Source organism: Streptomyces sp. NPDC006463 (assembly GCF_042870715.1).
In the GTDB taxonomy this organism is placed as follows: domain Bacteria; phylum Actinomycetota; class Actinomycetes; order Streptomycetales; family Streptomycetaceae; genus Streptomyces.
The window spans coordinates 476,043-490,270 of the sequence record NZ_JBIAHP010000003.1; the positions used below are offsets into that span (position 1 = coordinate 476,043).

The window sequence follows — 14,228 nt, forward strand, 5'->3', positions numbered from 1 at the left end:
CGCCCCGGGCGGACTCAGCCGCCGGCCGGTACCGCGGCGGCCAGCCCGCCGCCGGCCGCGAAGTGCAGCCGGTCCAGCCGGGCCGCGTACGGCCAGCCCGCCGCCCGGTAGAAGCACAGGTCGCTCGGGATCGGCACCGCCCGCAGGTCGGCGGCGTGCGTCCCGGCCGGCAGTGCGGCGGCCGCCGCGAGCAGCGGGTCCGCGGATCCCGCCCACTCGCCGACCGGGGCGGGCCGCGGCCACGGCTCCCCGGTGTTGGGGAACAGCCACCGGGTGTCCCGGGAGACCCGGCCCGCGAAGTCCGGGCCGTCCGCGGCCTGCCGGGCCAGCCGGGCGAAGGTCAGCAGCAGGTCCGGCAGGGATTCGGCGACCAGGGCCACTTCGGGGTACTCCCGCAGCGCCTTCGCCTCGGCGGGCACGGAGACGGCGTACCCCCACCGCCCGGTCTCCGGGTCGACGCGGATCTGCAGGAGCGCGGGGCTGTGCCCGTACCCGACCCGGGTCAGCGGCCAGTACGTGCCGTCGCCGCCCATCATGCGGTGCACCTCGGGGTCCACCTCGTGCTCGGGGGCTCCGGGCAGCAGCCGCAGCGCGGGCAGTCCCGCGATGGCCACACCGCCGATCTCCCGCAGCACGCACCGGACGTCGGCGGGCACCGGGGCCCCCCAGCCGTCCATGGTGCGGTCGCCGACGCCCGCTTCGAGTACGGCGAAAGAGGGGAACTCGGCGGCCAGCGCGCGCAGTTCGGCGACCGCGCGGTCCGCGGCATCCGCCGGCGGACGGTGCCTGCGCACCGGCCGCCCGAGGAAGTCCCCGCTCACCACGCTGCGCAGCAGCAGCGCCCGGCCGTCGCCCACGATCCGGTACTGGACCTCGCTGCTCCCGGTGTCGGCCGTGTCGTGGGAGGTGGAGAAGTACGGTTCCCAGCCCACCGCGCACGGGTAGCCGGGCAGATCGCGCAGGTCGACGAGATCGGTGAGCGAGTCGCCGCGTCCGACGAGCGCGGCGAGCCCGGTGTCCGTCCCCTCGGCCACCTCGACGGTCGGGACGGCCGGTACGAAGTGCTTCGCGGCGGGCCGGTCCGCCGTCCCTTCGGCGAGCCGCTCCGTGAAGCAGGCGAGCCAGCCGACGAACTCCGGGGCCTCGACGGTGACGTCCGCGTCGTCCCCCCACGGACGGACGGCCACGACCGGCCCCCAGCCGACGGGGCCGACGCCGACGATCAACGAGCCCTCGCCGAAGTCCAGTTCACCGAGGGTCCAGTAGCCGTCCGCGAACACCGCGCGACCGCGCGGCCCGAAGAGGTACTCGTGCGCCTCGCTCTCCAGCCCGCCGATCTCCCGCAGCACGATCCGGACGTCCTCCGGGACCGGGACGGCCCAGCCGTCCAGCTCCGCGTCGGTGAACCCGTCGAACAGCTCGACCTCGTGCGGCCGTTCCCGCGCCAGCTCGCGCAGCGCACGGACGACGGCCGCGGCCGCCTCCGGTCCCGCGTCGTTCATGTGCCCGCTCCCCGAGTCGTCCGCCGTGCGGTTTTGAGGGTAACCGCCGGTCGGGCCGGACACCCCCGCTACCGGCACAGGGCCACGATGGAGGGAGACACCGTGCCGCGGGCCGCCTCGCACAGCTGCGTCATGTCGTACGTACGCGGCGGCGCGGGACGGGACTCGGCCTTCGCCGGGGGGCGCTTGTGGGGCCTGGCCGGGGGTGCGGGGCGGGCGGGCTTGACGGGGTTGACGGGCGTGTACGCCCCCACGGGCCTCTGCGGCCGGTGCCGCCGGGTCGGCTCGGCCGCCCGGTGCGGGGGTTCCGGGGCCGCCGCCGCCGGTACCGGATCCGCCGGTGCGGGCTCCCGGGCCTGCGGGGCCTGCGGGGTCTGCGGGGTCTGCGGCGTGGTCTCCGCGGCGTTCGGGAGGTAGCCCAACGGCAAGGCGGGGACGGCTGGTTGGCGCGGCTCCGTACGGTCGGCCGCAGGCGCCAGCCGCGGAACTTCCGGCGGGGCGGCGGGATGCACGGTCACGCATCCGGTGGTCATGGCGAGTGCGGCAAGGGTCAGGGGCAGGGCCCGGCGCAGCTGCATCCGCCCACCCTGCCGTACCGGCCGCCCCGGGGCGGTACCCGTCATGCGGATGGGTGAAGTCGGCCGCCGCCCGGTGACGGCCTGACCCGAAGGACACCCCCTAGCCCCGGCCTTCCGGCCGGGTTGCCAGGCGCAGGGCGTGTTCGAGGGGGCCGCGGTGGAGTGGACTGCCGGCGTACAGGCGTTGCCAGGCCCAGGTCAGGGTGAGCGCGGCTGCGCTGAAGGCGATCCAGGCGGGCCAGGAAGCCGCGCCGTGGGCCGGGCCGGCCAGGACCAGCGCGTGGACCACGTACGCGCTCAGTGCCATCGCCCCGAGCACCGTGAGCGGCCGCAGCAGTCGGGCCCCCAGCCGGAGTCGCGCGGCGAGCGCGCACAGGCCGATGAGGGCGCAGCCCACGCCCGCGTTGCCGAGCGTCTCAAGCGGGGTCTGGCTGTAGGGGTCGGCGACGAGGAGCCAGTCCCAGGAGGTGCTGGGCACGGCGCCGTACTGCCCGCGCAGCACCTCGCGTACGGGGTCGGCGGCGGCCGCGGCCTGCGGGTGGTGGGCGGCGATCGCGTCCAGCAGCCGGTCCCGGGAGCCGAACACGTGGGTGGCGAGCCAGGCGGAGCCGTAGCCGGCCACGGCGGCCGCCGTGCCCCAGACGGCCATCCGTCCGGCAACCGCCCGCTCCCGGACGTCGCACAGGCGGGCCAGGGCCATCCCGGCCAGGACGTACGGGAAGTAGGTGGCCAGCGGATACGCGCCGGTGAGCAGCAGCTCGCAGAGCACCCGGCCCAGCCCGGCCCAGCTGGTGAAATCGGCGGCTTCGGGGACCAGTCCCCGCCCGGAGGTCCCGTACCCGAACACCGGGCCCAGCAGGAAGGACAGCAGCGGGCCCGCCGCCACCGAGACCGCCGCGACGGCGGCGAGCACCGGGGTGGAGAGCCGGGAGAAGGGTTCGGCGGCGAGGAAGTACACGGCGAAGAAGGCCAGGATGACCAGGATCCCGGGCCACAGCGAGGCCAGGAACACGCCGAGCAGGGCCAGGATGGCGGAACGGATCAGCAGGGGGCGGTAGCGCCGGGTCCACCCGCCGGCCGGGTCGCGGTCCCGCTGGGCGAGTACCAGGGAGAAGCCGGCGAGGAGGGTGAAGAGCGCCGGGGCGCGGCCGTCGGCAGCGATGATCAGAAACCCGGCGCCTCCGGGCCGCGCGCCCGGGCCGACGTGCACGGCGAACATGCCGAGCACGGCGAGCCCGCGCACGGCGTCGACCCCGGCCAGCCTTCCGGAACCGGTGTTCCCCGGACGGGAGGCGCGTGGCACGGCTGGGTCTCCTCGGTCCGGTGACGTGGTCGGACCGGCGGGTTTCATACCGCCAGTCCGCCTCCGGACCGTAGCAAGGACCGCATAACCAGGTAATAAGGAGGTATAGGGGCGGCAAAGCGGAGCTGGCGGGGGGCTGCCGCAACCACCGGGAGGCTGCCGTAACCAGCGGGCCGCGCCCGCTGTTGCACAGTCGGCGGGTCCACCCACGGTGAACGGAGTTCCGATGCCGCAGTTGACCGACGAGGCCGTGCCCGAGCAGGGCGGCGCAGCGACCGACGAGCACCGGCGGGCGGGGACCTGGATGACCCCGGAGGCCTACGGTGCCTCGCGCGCCGTGCTGTGGACCGGCGCCGTCGTCCTGGTCACCGACGTCGACGGCCGGGTCCTGGTGCAGAGCGTCGACTACCGGGCCGACCGGATGCTGCCCGGCGGCGCCGTGGACGCGGGCGAGGCGCCGTCGGCCGCGGCGGCGCGCGAGGTGCGCGAGGAACTGGGCGTCGACGGGTGCTACCGCCGCGGCCTCGCCGTGGACTGGATCCCGGCCGACACCCCGGGCTTCCCGGCCGGGATGCGGTTCCCCGGCGAGATCCTCCATGTCTACGACGGCGGCACGTGGACCCAGGACCGGATCGACTCCGTTCGCCTTCCGCCCCAGGAGATCACCGGCATCCACTTCGCCGAACCGGCCGACCTGCCCGACCTGATGGACGCGGGAGACGCTCGCCGCGCCCTGTCGGCACTGCGCGCCCGGATCAACGGCTGCGGGACCGCCCTGCTGGAGGACGGCCGTCCCACCGTGCCCACCGCCCTCGACCGGCTGGGCGTGCTGCGCACCCGCCGGGAGCCGCAGCACGGCGCCTGGCACCCGGGCCCGGTCCCCGCGCGGCTGCCCGTACGGGACCGCTCCGGGTGGCTCTTCGCCCCCGACGGCCGGGTCCTGCTCCTGATCGACCGAGCCACCGGCGCCGCCCAGCTCCCGCCCCCGACGGCCGCACCGGCCGCCGGGGCCGTCGAGCTCGGCTACCGACACGGCGACCAGGGCGTCCACGCCCGCACCGCGGCCCGCCTCACCGGGCTCCCGCCGGCGGCGGACCCGGCGTACGCCCGCCTCCTGGCCACCCCCGAACAGGTCCGCGAACTGAGCGACTGGGGCCGGGCGGGCGACGACGAACTCGCGGCGGTCCACACGGCCCGCACCCACCTGTCCCTCCCGGCCCCGCCCCGCACCCCGCCCACGGAACTCCCGGAGCCGGGCAGCTGCTGGTGACGACCGACGCACCGGCCGGACCGGCCGCGTCCGCCGCCATGATCGGGAAATCCGGCGTCCGCGGTCCGCGGTCCCGCAGCATGGGGCCATGAGCGACAGTGCGATCACCTACACCCTGTACATCCAGGCCGATCCCGACCGGGTCTGGCAGGCCCTCACCGATCCTGCCCTCACCCGCCGTTACTGGGGCCTGAGCTTCGAGACGGACTGGGCCGTGGGCTCGACGATGGCCTGGGTCGAGCGCGGGGCCAGCACCAGCGACCCCGAGCAGGTGGTCCTGGACTGCGTCCCGGACCGCCTGCTGTCCTACACCTGGCACACCTTCAGCCCGCAGTGGGCGGCCGCGGTCGGGGTAGACGAGGAGCTGCGGGCCGAACTGGCCGGGGAGCGGCGCACGAAGGTGACGTACGAGATCGAGCCGGTCGGCGACGCCCTCGCCCGGCTGACCATCCTGCACGAGGGCTTCGAACCCGGCGGCACGCTGATCGGCATGTGCGGACGCGCCTGGCCGATGCTCGCCTCCAGTCTCAAGACCCTCTTGGAGACGGGAGCCCCGCTGCCGGAGCCCGGGGACGGGACGGAACAGGGGTACGGCGGGCACGAGGCGTACGAGACCCGCGAGACCCGCGGGATCGACGACGCCGGCGACACCGGCGGGTCCGGCGGCAGCTGACCGGCGGGCAGGGAGAGCCGACCCGGGCGGCAGCCTCCCGGCTCTCCCCGCCCCGCCCCAACACCCGTACGCCGCGCCTGAGATCATGTGTACCGAACACTGATCAGGAGCGCAGACATGGCACGCGAGCACGGCACGGGGCGGACTCTGGGCGAGATCCTGGACGCGGCTGCGGAGGGGCGGTTTCCGCCGCCCGACGGCGGCACGACCGTGGTACCGCAGGAGAACCGGCGCGACGCGGGCGTCATCGCCTTCACCGCGCACTCCGTGGTGTTCACCGACGAGGACCCGGACTGGGTGCGGTCCACCCTCGAAGCCCTCACGTGCGACGCCCTCGCCGCCACCATGAACGCGCGCTTCCTGGCCGCGCTGCTGGACCGTACGGGCCGCACCACCGACACCGTCGACCTGCTCACCGTCGCCGGACCGCTGGCCGGCGAACCCCCGCTGGAGCTGCGCGAGATCGCCGACCCCGACCACCCCCGGGTACGGCGGGCCCTGCACCGCCGGGACGGCGTACGGGTCTGGGCGGCGGACGGGGGAGTCGTCGTCCTCGGCCGGGGCGTCGCGGGCCGCTGGGAGACGGCGATAGAGGTGGACGAGGACGTCCGCCACCGCGGACTCGGGCGGGACCTGGCCCGCGCGGCCCGCCACCTCGTCCCCGACGGGCAGCCGGTCTGGTCCCAGCAGGCCACCGGCAACGCCCGCAGCGTCCGCGCCTTCCAGGCCGCCGGCTACCGCCCGGTCGGCGCGGAGGCGCTGATGCTGCCTCCCGCGGGCTGAGCACCGCGGGCTGAGCACCCCGAGGGGCACCGCGAGGGCACTGCGAAAGGCGCCCGGAGGCAGCCCGAAAGCGCCCCGAGGGCACCCTGACCACCGGCCGCTCACGGCGGTCGTGTGGAATGGGTGCCATGGGGAGAGGGAAGAAGCAGCAGCGGCACACCATCGGCCTGCCGCGTCACGCAGAGGCCGGGCCCGCGGCGGGCGGCCGGGCGGAGCGCGTCCTTGAAGGCGTCGGCCGATGAGCCGTTCCGATGCCGGTACGCCGCCCGAGCACTGGCGTTACGGCCGCCACCTGGAGTTCCTGGCCGTGGCGCCGGGTGAGTCCGCCGAAGCCGAGGCCGTGGCCGCGGTGCTGCGCGACCCCGACCCGGTGATGGCCGAGAGCGCGGTGGTCACCCATCTGAACCGCCGGGCGGCCCGGCTGCTGGCCGACGAGGGGTTTCCCGCCTGGGCGCAGGCCATGACGGCCGCGCTCGCCGGCCGGGCCTTCCCCGAGCGGCGGCTGCGCGAATGGACCCTGCTCAAGGCGATCACCCGCGGCGAGGCGTGGTCCGCGGCGGAGCTCACCGCCGCCTCCGACTGGTGCCAGCGCACCGCCGCCCAGTCCCTGACCTCGTACGAGGCCCTGCGGCTGCTCGCCGCCGAGGCCCGCACCCGCCGGGTCCGCAACGCGGCCGCCGATCGGCTGCGCCGCCGCACCCTGGCCTGACCAGGCCTGCCCCGCCCCCGTCCGGGCGGGGCGTACGTACGTGCCTCAGAGGCCCTTGCGTACCCGGGCGGCGCGGCGGGCCTCGGCGGTCTGCCGGGCCTCCATCGTCTTGCGGGACTCCTTGCCCCTGCCCGGGCGGCCCGGGCGGGTGCCCATCCCGCGGAAGCCGAGCTCCGACCCCGAGGGCTTGCCCTTGGCGTCGGTCGGCGCGGAGCCGGCCAGCGGCACCCCGGAAGGAGCCTTCGCGCCGGTGATCCGGCTCAGGGCCGCCTCGCCGGAGCGCACCTGGGTGATGGTCGGCCGGACCCGGGCGTCGGCGAGCAGCCGGACGATGTCCCGCCGCTGGTTCGGTGTCACGAGGGTGACGACCTTGCCGGACTCGCCGGCCCGGGCGGTACGGCCGCCCCGGTGCAGGTAGTCCTTGTGGTCGGCGGGCGGGTCGACGTTGACCACGAGGTCGAGGTCGTCGATGTGGATACCGCGCGCCGCGACGTTGGTCGCGACCAGCACGGTCACGGCGCCGCTCTTGAACTGCGCCAGGGTCCGGGTGCGCTGCGGCTGCGACTTGCCGCTGTGCAGCCCCTCCGCCCGGACGCCCATGGCCCGCAGGTGCTTCACGAACTGGTCGACCCCGTGCTTGGTGTCGAGGAACATCAGCACCCGGTTGTCGCGGGCGGCGATCTCGGTCGCCGCCGAGATCTTGTCGGCCGCGTGGATGTGCAGCACGTGGTGGTCCATCGTGGTCACCGCGCCCGCCTGCGGGTCGACGGAGTGCGAGACCGGGTCCTTCAGGTACGTGCGCACCAGCTGGTCCACGTTGCGGTCCAGGGTCGCCGAGAACAGCATCCGCTGCCCCGCGTGGTGCACCTGATCGAGGATCTCCGTGACCTGCGGCATGAATCCCATGTCGCACATCTGGTCCGCCTCGTCGAGCACGGTGATCTTCACCCGCTCCAGGTGGACGTCACGCCGCCCGACGAGGTCGCTCAGGCGCCCGGGGGTGGCCACCACGACCTCGGCGCCGGTGCGCAGCGCGCTCACCTGCCGCCCGATGGAGAGCCCGCCGACCACGGTGGCCATCCGCAGCTTCAGGGCCTCGGCGTACGGAGCCAACGCGTCGGTCACCTGCTGCGCCAGCTCGCGCGTCGGCACGAGGACCAGTGCCAGCGGACGCTTCGGGTCCGCCTGCTGTCCCGCGGTGCGCGCCAGCAGTGCCAGGCCGAAGGCGAGGGTCTTGCCGGACCCGGTCCGGCCGCGGCCGAGGACGTCCCGGCCGGCCAGCGCGTTGGGGAGCGTCGCGGCCTGGATGGGGAACGGCTCCTTGACCTCCAGCGAGGCCATGGTCGTCATCAGCTCAAGGGGCAGGTCGAGCTCGGCGAACGACGCCACCGGCGGCAGCGCCGGATTCTTCGGCTCGTGCATCGTGAACTCGCCCTGCGGCCCGATGTTCCGGGGGGCCTTGCCGCCGGACTTGGCCCCGGCCTTGGCACCGCCCTTCACACCGAAGCGTCCATGAACTGACGGGTTCCTCATGCAGGGCCTTTCGAAGCGGAGTGAAGAAGAAGGAAGAAGAAGATGCTCAACCGCCCATGGTACCAGCGGGGGGCTACTGCCCCCCGGTCTCCGGTTCCCCGTCCAGCTCCCCCGACCGCACCTGCGCGCAGTGGGTGCGCACCTCGGCCGCGGCGCGTTCGAACCAGTCGGCGATCACGGCGATCTCGTCGGGGGTGTAGTCGGCGAACAGGGCGCCGAGCCGGTCGTAGAACGGCTGGTAGACCGCGACGACCCGGGCGGCGGCCTCGGGCTCGGCCACCACCCGCACCCGGCGCCGGTCGGCGGGGTCGGGCCGGCGCCGCGCGTATCCGGCGCGTTCCAGGCGGTTGAGGACCCCGGTGACGGCGCCGGTGGTGAGGTCCACCAGCTCGGCGAGGTCCCCGGCGGCCAGCGGGGTGTCCCCGGCGCCCAGGATGTGGCCCAGGCAGGTCAGGTCGGTGACGTTGAGCCCCAGCCGCTGGGCGACCTCCTGCTGTCCGACGATGCCCAGGGCGACGTACCGGTCCATGCGCGCCAGCGCCTCCTCGGCCGTGGCCGGGGGGCGGGTCTTGCCCTCCACGCACATACTCCTTAGCATCTAAGCAACTTAGCTCGTGAGATAAATGAATCCTCTCTCCGAGCCTACTGCCGACTGCCCGACCAGGGAGAACCATGAGTGCGCACGGTCACGTCGATCTCGGCCACACAGTGGCCGGCTGGACCGGTACGGCCCTGGCCCTGCTGGGCTTCGCCGGAGCGGGCGCAGCGGTGTGCGCGGCGTGGACCCCCGGCATCTGGCTCGGCCTCGGCGTCGTCGCCGCGGCCGGGATCGTCACCTGGCTCCTCCACCTCGCGGGGTGGGGCAAGCCGAGCGGGCCCCGCCCCGAGGCCGAGTGGGACTGGCGCACCCGGGACACCGCGGCGCACACGGGCCACGCCGCGTGCGTGGGCTGCCGGGTCGGCGGACCGAGGCGAGCCCGCGCAGCAGCCCCTCGGCCTCGATCCGCCGCGTCGCTGCCCGCCGCGGACAGCAGCGCATGAACATGCGGGTGGAGTGTTCCCCGTAGTGGATGGCCCAGTCGCCGCCCGGCTAGTGGAAGTAGGCGAGCGCGTGGCGCTCCCCGGTCCGCGAGCCGCACCTTGTGCGGGGTCGACAGCAGGGCGCGGCCCGTCAGGAACTCTCCCCGGCGATCGGCGGGCGCACGGACAGCCCGCCCACCTCGTCCTGCGCGCCGATCCCCAGGAGCCCGCGGTCGGTGTGCGCGGCGATCCCGCGCTCCGTGGTCCGTGAGGCGGCCGGGAAGCGCAGGACCCGCATGTGGTGCCAGCCGCCGCGGGTCAGCCCGGCCGGCCCCGTCCCCGGTCCGGCTCCGTCGGAACCGAGCCCGAGCCCCAGCCCGAGCGCCACGAGCCGCAGCAGCCGCTCGCCGGGACCGCCCACCCCGGCCGGGTAGGCCTCCATGGCCGCGCGGTGGCCGGAGTCGGGGCAGGGCGCCGGCCCGTGGCAGGGCAGTCCGCTCCCCGCCGGCAGGTCCGGGGTGACGGTGAAGATCTCCGACGCGTCCCGCTCGCCCGCCGTGGCGCGATCGGCGGGCTCCAGTCCGGTGGCGCGGAGGAAGTCGGCGACCTTGCCCGGCGTGTCGAGGGCGACCGCCAGTTCCGGGGCCGGGGCGCCCGGCTCGACGGCCGTGTACTCGGGCGGGAGGTCCGCGACGGCGCTACGGATGGCGCCGCGGCTGACGTCATGGTCGCGGGAGAGGGCGGCGTTGCCCTTCGCCCCCCTCGGCGGCCCGCAGCGTTCGCCGGCGGCGGCGAGGGTCTGCATCATGGTCCATCGCGGAGAACGAGCCATCGTGGATGCGCAGGGCGAGGCGGTCGCGGTGCAGGACGTCGAGCACGTCGAGGATGTGCCCGGTGCCGCGCACCAGGCGGAACATCTCGGAGATGTGCACAGTGTCGCCCGGCCGCGCGTACGCGAGCGGCTCGCCGAACTTCGGCCGCTCCAGCGGGTGAAGGCGGCTGGAGGTCCCGGCCTGCTTCTAGAAGACAACCGGGTCCTCGATCCCGGCCTCGTCCAGCACCAGGTTCTGGCGGTCGGCCGACTGCTGGTCGGCCGAATCGGCGGCGCCGCCGGGCGCCGGAAAGCCCGGATTCATTTGACGCGCGCCACGCCTGTAGTCATTCGTTCCTTTGGCCAGAAGAAGCGACCGGAAGCCCCCTGGCAGTGAGCTCGATGGCGCCGGTCGTCTCGCCGGATCTACCCCCTTTTCCGAGCGCGACAAACCATCGCCGGGATCCAAGGGTGGGCTCGCCATAAGGCAGACGGACATCGGGAGCGCAATAGCGATATACGGAACGGCGGAATGCGTGATACGCCATACGGTCAGCCGCCATGGATTCAGTCGTAGGGCCATGGCTTGCCAGGTAAGTCAAGACTTACCTTTAGGGAACTTTGACCGTATGGTGTGGCTCGAATCGAAGGAGTCCCCTGTTGTCGAAAATGAATGATCCCGCTGTGCGTGCGGTTGCATCGGAGCGGGATTATGTGTCCTCGTTATATGGGTTGCTCACCGAGCGGCTTTCCGAGGCGCGAGTACACCGAGCGAGTGTGCTGAAGGCGCCGGCGGAAAGCGCCGGTGAGGCATACGAGAGAGAAATCGCCGCCGAGCGTCTGGCCAAGGAAATCGGCCGGCTGGAGGGCGCCGAAAAGGGGCTGGTCTTCGGGCGCATCGACTGGGCGGATGGCACGGCCCTGCGCATCGGGCGGATCGGACTGCATACGGAAGAGGATGACCTGCCTCTGCTCGTGGACTGGCGCGCGAACGCGGCGCGGCCCTTCTACGAGGCGACACCGGTCCACCCGATGGGCCTGCGGCGGCGCCGGCACCTGCGCCTCGAGGAGCGCACGGTCATATCGGTGAGCGACGAACTGCTGGACGGGACCGCCCCGACCGACGAGGACGTCGTGGGGGACGGCCCGTTGACCGAGGCTCTGTCGGCGCGGCGTACGGGCAGGATGCACGCGGCCGTCGCGACGCTGCAGGCCGAGCAGGACGAGGTCGTCCGCTCCGCCCACCGCGGGGTGACCGTGGTGCAGGGAGGGCCCGGCACCGGCAAGACGGTGGTCGCACTGCACCGGGCGGCCTATGTCCTTTACGCGTTCCCGCGCGCCGCGGAGGAGGGCGTCCTGGTGGTGGGCCCGAACGCCCGGTTCCTCGACTACATCTCCCAGGTCCTTCCCTCGCTCGGCGAGAACGACGTCGTTCTGGCGACCTGCCGGGAACTGGCCGGAGTGTCCACGGACACGGTGGACCCGTTCGATACGGCGCGTCTCAAGGGCAGCTCCGACCTCGCCGACGCCTTGGCCGGCCTGCTGCGCGTCCACCAAGCCCCCGCCGGTGATTTCACCGTGCGCGTCGGACAGGAACTGGTTCACCTGTCCGGCGCGGAAGTAGCGACGGCACGCGACGCCGCCGTGGCAGCCGTACTGGGGCACAACCCCGCGCGCCAGGTGTTCAAGGAGCTCTTGGTCGACGCCGTCACCGACGCGATGCAACGGGACATGGGCGACCTCCTGGAGCAGATCGACGCCGATGCCGAAGCGATGACGGGCATCAATCTCGACCGGTTCACGGGAGCCGCCCAGCGCCGTGCCGAAGGTGCGGCCGACCCGGGTCCGGTCCACGAGCTGGACCTGGACGCCATCCGTGCCGATCTCCTCGACGACGCCGGCGTCGACCGGGCGGTCGAGGTGTTGTGGCCGCGGCTGGTACCCGGTGACCTCGTGAAGGCGCTCCTGACGAACGCCGGCGCTCTCGCCGAGCGCCTGCCCCGCCTGACCGCGCAGGAGCGGTTCCTTCTGCTGCGCGGTCCGGACGACCCGTGGACCGATGCCGATGTGCCGTTGCTGGACGAGGCGGCGAGCCTCGTCGACGGCCCCCCGGAGCGGACGTACGGGCACGTCGTCGTCGACGAGGCGCAGGAACTGACCGCCATGCAGTGGCGGATGATCGTCCGCCGCTGCCCGGCAAGGGCGATGACGCTGGTGGGTGACTTCGCCCAGGCGGGCCCGGTCGCGACGGCACGCGACTGGAAGGAAGCACTGGGCCCCCACGTCGGACCGCGGTTCAAACTGCACAACCTGACCATCAGCTACCGCACCACGCAGGAGATCCTGGAGAGCGTCCGGGACCTGCTCACGCGGATCGCTCCGGACCAGAGGCCCACACGGTCACTGCGAAGCGGTGAGAGCCCGCGCACCGTGACCACACCTCCGGACGGGTTGGTCACCGCCGTCGTTCAGGAACTCCGCGCCCAGAGCACCGCGCACCCGGGCGAGCTTCTGGGAGTGATCTGCGCGGACACCAGGGTGAGCGAGCTGACGGCCCAGGGCATCGCTCGCCACGCACGCATCGTGCCGGCGTCTGAAGCTCGCGGCCTGGAATTCGACGGGGTCGTCGTCATGAACCCCGAGGAAATCATCACGACCCGCCCCGGTGGGGAAAGGGACTTGTACGTAGCCCTGACCCGCGCCACCAAGCGCCTCTGCACCATCACCGTCCAGCCCGCCTGACGGCTCGGCGCCCGCGGCGTCGCCGCGGGCGCACCCGGCGCGGTACAGACACCGGCCCGCGCGCACGGGGGTGCTCGCCGCCTCACCGCTCGTGGCCGCACCCGGCATCACGCGGCCCGGTCCAAGCCGACGACGTGCAGATCCCCTTCGCGCAGCAGGGTGAAGTCGACGTCGCGCTTCGGGTCGTACGCGTCGGGTTCGATGCCGAGTTCGTGCGTGCTGTAAGCCGGACGACTATCCGGAGATGGTGGTCGACTTCGTCCGCCGTACAGGCGAGCTTCCGGAGGGCGCGCTCCCGGCGTGTGCGACGGGCCGTACCGCTGAGCGGCAGCGTACGGAGGTCCGCCAGCGGGTGGGGACGAAGTACCAGCAGGCCCGGGCCCGGCAGATCGCGGAGGCGGCCGCAAGGAGGCCGCCGGAAACCGCCCATCCGCTGATACGACTTCAGCGCCGGCAGCAACGCGAGCTGATGGCCGCCGGAGTCCATTTGGCCTTACCTCGGCGCTACGCCCTGTACGAGGTGTCGTTTGACGCACGCCGCCTTCTCGGCCAGGGGCCGGGCGAAGAACCGGCGGCTCGCCGCCATGGCCTCCCGCGTCCGGGCCCGCTGCCCGGCGCCGGCCGCCACCTGGAAGATCCCGTCGCGCTGCCAGGCCGCGGTCATCGCCCGGCCGAGCGCCTCGTCCGCAGCCGTCCCGGTCACCTGGTCCGGCACCTGGAACGTCGCGAGTCCGCTCATGTCCCGTCCCCTCTCGAAGCGTCTTGGGGAGTCGCCGATCCCTCGATTCACGGACAGGGCGGGCAGAAGTTCGAATGCGCGCCACGCCACGGTTGGCCGCGTTCAGCGTGTGCTCTGCGGGACCTTTGGGCAGGATCAATGACGGCCGCATATGCGGCCCGCAGTGGAACGTTGAGAAGGATCAGCCAGATGGCAACAGGCATCGTGAAGTGGTTCAACTCGGAGAAGGGATTCGGGTTCATCCAGCAGGACGACGGCGGCCCGGACGTGTTCGTGCACTTCTCCGCCATCGAGACCAGCGGCTTCAAGTCTCTGGAAGAGAACGCGAAGGTCGAGTACAACGTCACCCAGGGCCCCAAGGGCCCCCAGGCCGAGCGGGTGGTTCCCCTCTCGTAGTCCGCTTCACGAGCACAGCCCGTGATGGGAGCCCCGCCGGTCCGACCGGCGGGGCTCTCGGCGTCCGCGGCCGTCCTAAGGGCTGTCCCGTAATCCCCGGCGGGCGCACGACGCCGGCTACGGCACCTCGCCGCGTTGTCGGAACGCCCGAATACGCCCAGTATGGGGG

The 14,228-nt window shown here is 73.6% G+C and carries 16 protein-coding genes; 8 read left to right on the plus strand and 8 right to left on the minus strand.

Annotated features, from left to right (window positions below; translation table 11 throughout):
• Positions 1-14: 14 nt before the first annotated feature.
• The 3 genes from ACFYOB_RS09180 to ACFYOB_RS09190 form a co-directional block, all read right to left on the minus strand.
• Complete coding sequence (locus ACFYOB_RS09180; RefSeq protein ID WP_388556707.1) at positions 15-1,502, minus strand: hypothetical protein; 1,488 nt, start codon at positions 1,500-1,502, stop codon at positions 15-17.
• 68 nt (positions 1,503-1,570) lie between these two features.
• Positions 1,571-2,125 carry a hypothetical protein gene (locus tag ACFYOB_RS09185; RefSeq protein ID WP_388556710.1) on the minus strand — a complete coding sequence of 185 codons (555 nt, stop codon included), beginning with the start codon at positions 2,123-2,125 and terminating at the stop codon, positions 1,571-1,573.
• Positions 2,126-2,180: 55 nt separating this feature from the next.
• Positions 2,181-3,383, minus strand: coding sequence for an acyltransferase family protein (locus tag ACFYOB_RS09190; RefSeq protein ID WP_388556713.1), 1,203 nt, complete (start codon positions 3,381-3,383; stop codon positions 2,181-2,183).
• Between the two features lie 226 nt (positions 3,384-3,609).
• Here ACFYOB_RS09190 and ACFYOB_RS09195 point away from each other — a divergent pair, with 226 nt between their 5' ends.
• The 4 genes from ACFYOB_RS09195 (at position 3,610) to ACFYOB_RS09210 (ending at position 6,818) form a co-directional block, all read left to right on the plus strand.
• Complete coding sequence (locus ACFYOB_RS09195; protein WP_388556716.1) at positions 3,610-4,653, plus strand: NUDIX domain-containing protein; 1,044 nt, start codon at positions 3,610-3,612, stop codon at positions 4,651-4,653.
• 88 nt (positions 4,654-4,741) lie between these two features.
• Positions 4,742-5,326, plus strand: coding sequence for an SRPBCC family protein (locus ACFYOB_RS09200; RefSeq protein WP_388556719.1), 585 nt, complete (start codon positions 4,742-4,744; stop codon positions 5,324-5,326).
• A 117-nt stretch (positions 5,327-5,443) separates the two neighbouring features.
• The gene (locus ACFYOB_RS09205; RefSeq protein WP_388556722.1) at positions 5,444-6,109 is read left to right on the plus strand and encodes a GNAT family N-acetyltransferase; all 666 of its coding nucleotides are present in this window, start codon (positions 5,444-5,446) and stop codon (positions 6,107-6,109) included.
• 238 nt (positions 6,110-6,347) lie between these two features.
• On the plus strand, positions 6,348-6,818 hold the full coding sequence (locus tag ACFYOB_RS09210; protein WP_388556725.1) for a hypothetical protein: 471 nt from the start codon (positions 6,348-6,350) through the stop codon (positions 6,816-6,818).
• A 45-nt stretch (positions 6,819-6,863) separates the two neighbouring features.
• Here ACFYOB_RS09210 and ACFYOB_RS09215 read toward each other — a convergent pair whose 3' ends face one another.
• Entirely contained in the window at positions 6,864-8,351 is a 1,488-nt protein-coding gene (locus ACFYOB_RS09215) for a DEAD/DEAH box helicase (protein WP_388556727.1), read from the minus strand.
• Between the two features lie 73 nt (positions 8,352-8,424).
• Positions 8,425-8,931, minus strand: coding sequence for a MarR family winged helix-turn-helix transcriptional regulator (locus ACFYOB_RS09220; RefSeq protein WP_388556729.1), 507 nt, complete (start codon positions 8,929-8,931; stop codon positions 8,425-8,427).
• A gap of 92 nt (positions 8,932-9,023) precedes the next feature.
• On the opposite strand from ACFYOB_RS09220, the gene ACFYOB_RS09225 reads away from it, so the two are divergent.
• A complete protein-coding gene (locus tag ACFYOB_RS09225) occupies positions 9,024-9,392 on the plus strand; it encodes an HGxxPAAW family protein (RefSeq protein ID WP_388556732.1) in 369 nt (122 codons plus the stop codon).
• 130 nt (positions 9,393-9,522) lie between these two features.
• On the opposite strand, the gene ACFYOB_RS09230 is transcribed toward ACFYOB_RS09225, so the two are convergent.
• Positions 9,523-10,179 (minus strand): hypothetical protein, encoded by a 657-nt coding sequence (locus ACFYOB_RS09230; protein ID WP_388556734.1) that lies wholly within the window; start codon positions 10,177-10,179, stop codon positions 9,523-9,525.
• Entirely contained in the window at positions 10,094-10,303 is a 210-nt protein-coding gene (locus ACFYOB_RS09235) for a hypothetical protein (RefSeq protein WP_388556737.1), read from the minus strand. The genes ACFYOB_RS09230 and ACFYOB_RS09235 overlap by 86 nt, the downstream gene beginning before the upstream one ends.
• Here ACFYOB_RS09235 and ACFYOB_RS09240 point away from each other — a divergent pair.
• Positions 10,205-10,579: a hypothetical protein gene (locus ACFYOB_RS09240; RefSeq protein ID WP_388556814.1), complete on the plus strand. Its 375-nt coding sequence runs from the start codon at positions 10,205-10,207 to the stop codon at positions 10,577-10,579. The genes ACFYOB_RS09235 and ACFYOB_RS09240 overlap by 99 nt on opposite strands.
• 272 nt (positions 10,580-10,851) lie before the next feature.
• Positions 10,852-12,924: a HelD family protein gene (locus tag ACFYOB_RS09245; protein WP_388556808.1), complete on the plus strand. Its 2,073-nt coding sequence runs from the start codon at positions 10,852-10,854 to the stop codon at positions 12,922-12,924.
• 493 nt (positions 12,925-13,417) lie between these two features.
• On the opposite strand, the gene ACFYOB_RS09250 is transcribed toward ACFYOB_RS09245, so the two are convergent.
• Positions 13,418-13,663 carry a 2-oxoglutarate and iron-dependent oxygenase domain-containing protein gene (locus ACFYOB_RS09250; RefSeq protein ID WP_388556740.1) on the minus strand — a complete coding sequence of 82 codons (246 nt, stop codon included), beginning with the start codon at positions 13,661-13,663 and terminating at the stop codon, positions 13,418-13,420.
• Between the two features lie 189 nt (positions 13,664-13,852).
• On the opposite strand from ACFYOB_RS09250, the gene ACFYOB_RS09255 reads away from it, so the two are divergent.
• The gene (locus tag ACFYOB_RS09255) at positions 13,853-14,059 is read left to right on the plus strand and encodes a cold-shock protein (protein WP_384531560.1); all 207 of its coding nucleotides are present in this window, start codon (positions 13,853-13,855) and stop codon (positions 14,057-14,059) included.
• Positions 14,060-14,228: the final 169 nt, after the last annotated feature.

Coding starts and splice junctions, on each gene's coding strand:
- ACFYOB_RS09180 (WP_388556707.1), bottom strand. CDS start 1,502: ATGAACGACGCGGGACCGGAGGCGGCCGCGGCCGTCGTCCGTGCGCTG.
- ACFYOB_RS09185 (WP_388556710.1), bottom strand. CDS start 2,125: ATGACGGGTACCGCCCCGGGGCGGCCGGTACGGCAGGGTGGGCGGATG.
- ACFYOB_RS09195 (WP_388556716.1), top strand. CDS start 3,610: ATGCCGCAGTTGACCGACGAGGCCGTGCCCGAGCAGGGCGGCGCAGCG.
- ACFYOB_RS09200 (WP_388556719.1), top strand. CDS start 4,742: ATGAGCGACAGTGCGATCACCTACACCCTGTACATCCAGGCCGATCCC.
- ACFYOB_RS09205 (WP_388556722.1), top strand. CDS start 5,444: ATGGCACGCGAGCACGGCACGGGGCGGACTCTGGGCGAGATCCTGGAC.
- ACFYOB_RS09210 (WP_388556725.1), top strand. CDS start 6,348: ATGAGCCGTTCCGATGCCGGTACGCCGCCCGAGCACTGGCGTTACGGC.
- ACFYOB_RS09215 (WP_388556727.1), bottom strand. CDS start 8,351: ATGAGGAACCCGTCAGTTCATGGACGCTTCGGTGTGAAGGGCGGTGCC.
- ACFYOB_RS09225 (WP_388556732.1), top strand. CDS start 9,024: ATGAGTGCGCACGGTCACGTCGATCTCGGCCACACAGTGGCCGGCTGG.
- ACFYOB_RS09230 (WP_388556734.1), bottom strand. CDS start 10,179: ATGATGCAGACCCTCGCCGCCGCCGGCGAACGCTGCGGGCCGCCGAGG.
- ACFYOB_RS09245 (WP_388556808.1), top strand. CDS start 10,852: ATGAATGATCCCGCTGTGCGTGCGGTTGCATCGGAGCGGGATTATGTG.
- ACFYOB_RS09250 (WP_388556740.1), bottom strand. CDS start 13,663: ATGAGCGGACTCGCGACGTTCCAGGTGCCGGACCAGGTGACCGGGACG.
- ACFYOB_RS09255 (WP_384531560.1), top strand. CDS start 13,853: ATGGCAACAGGCATCGTGAAGTGGTTCAACTCGGAGAAGGGATTCGGG.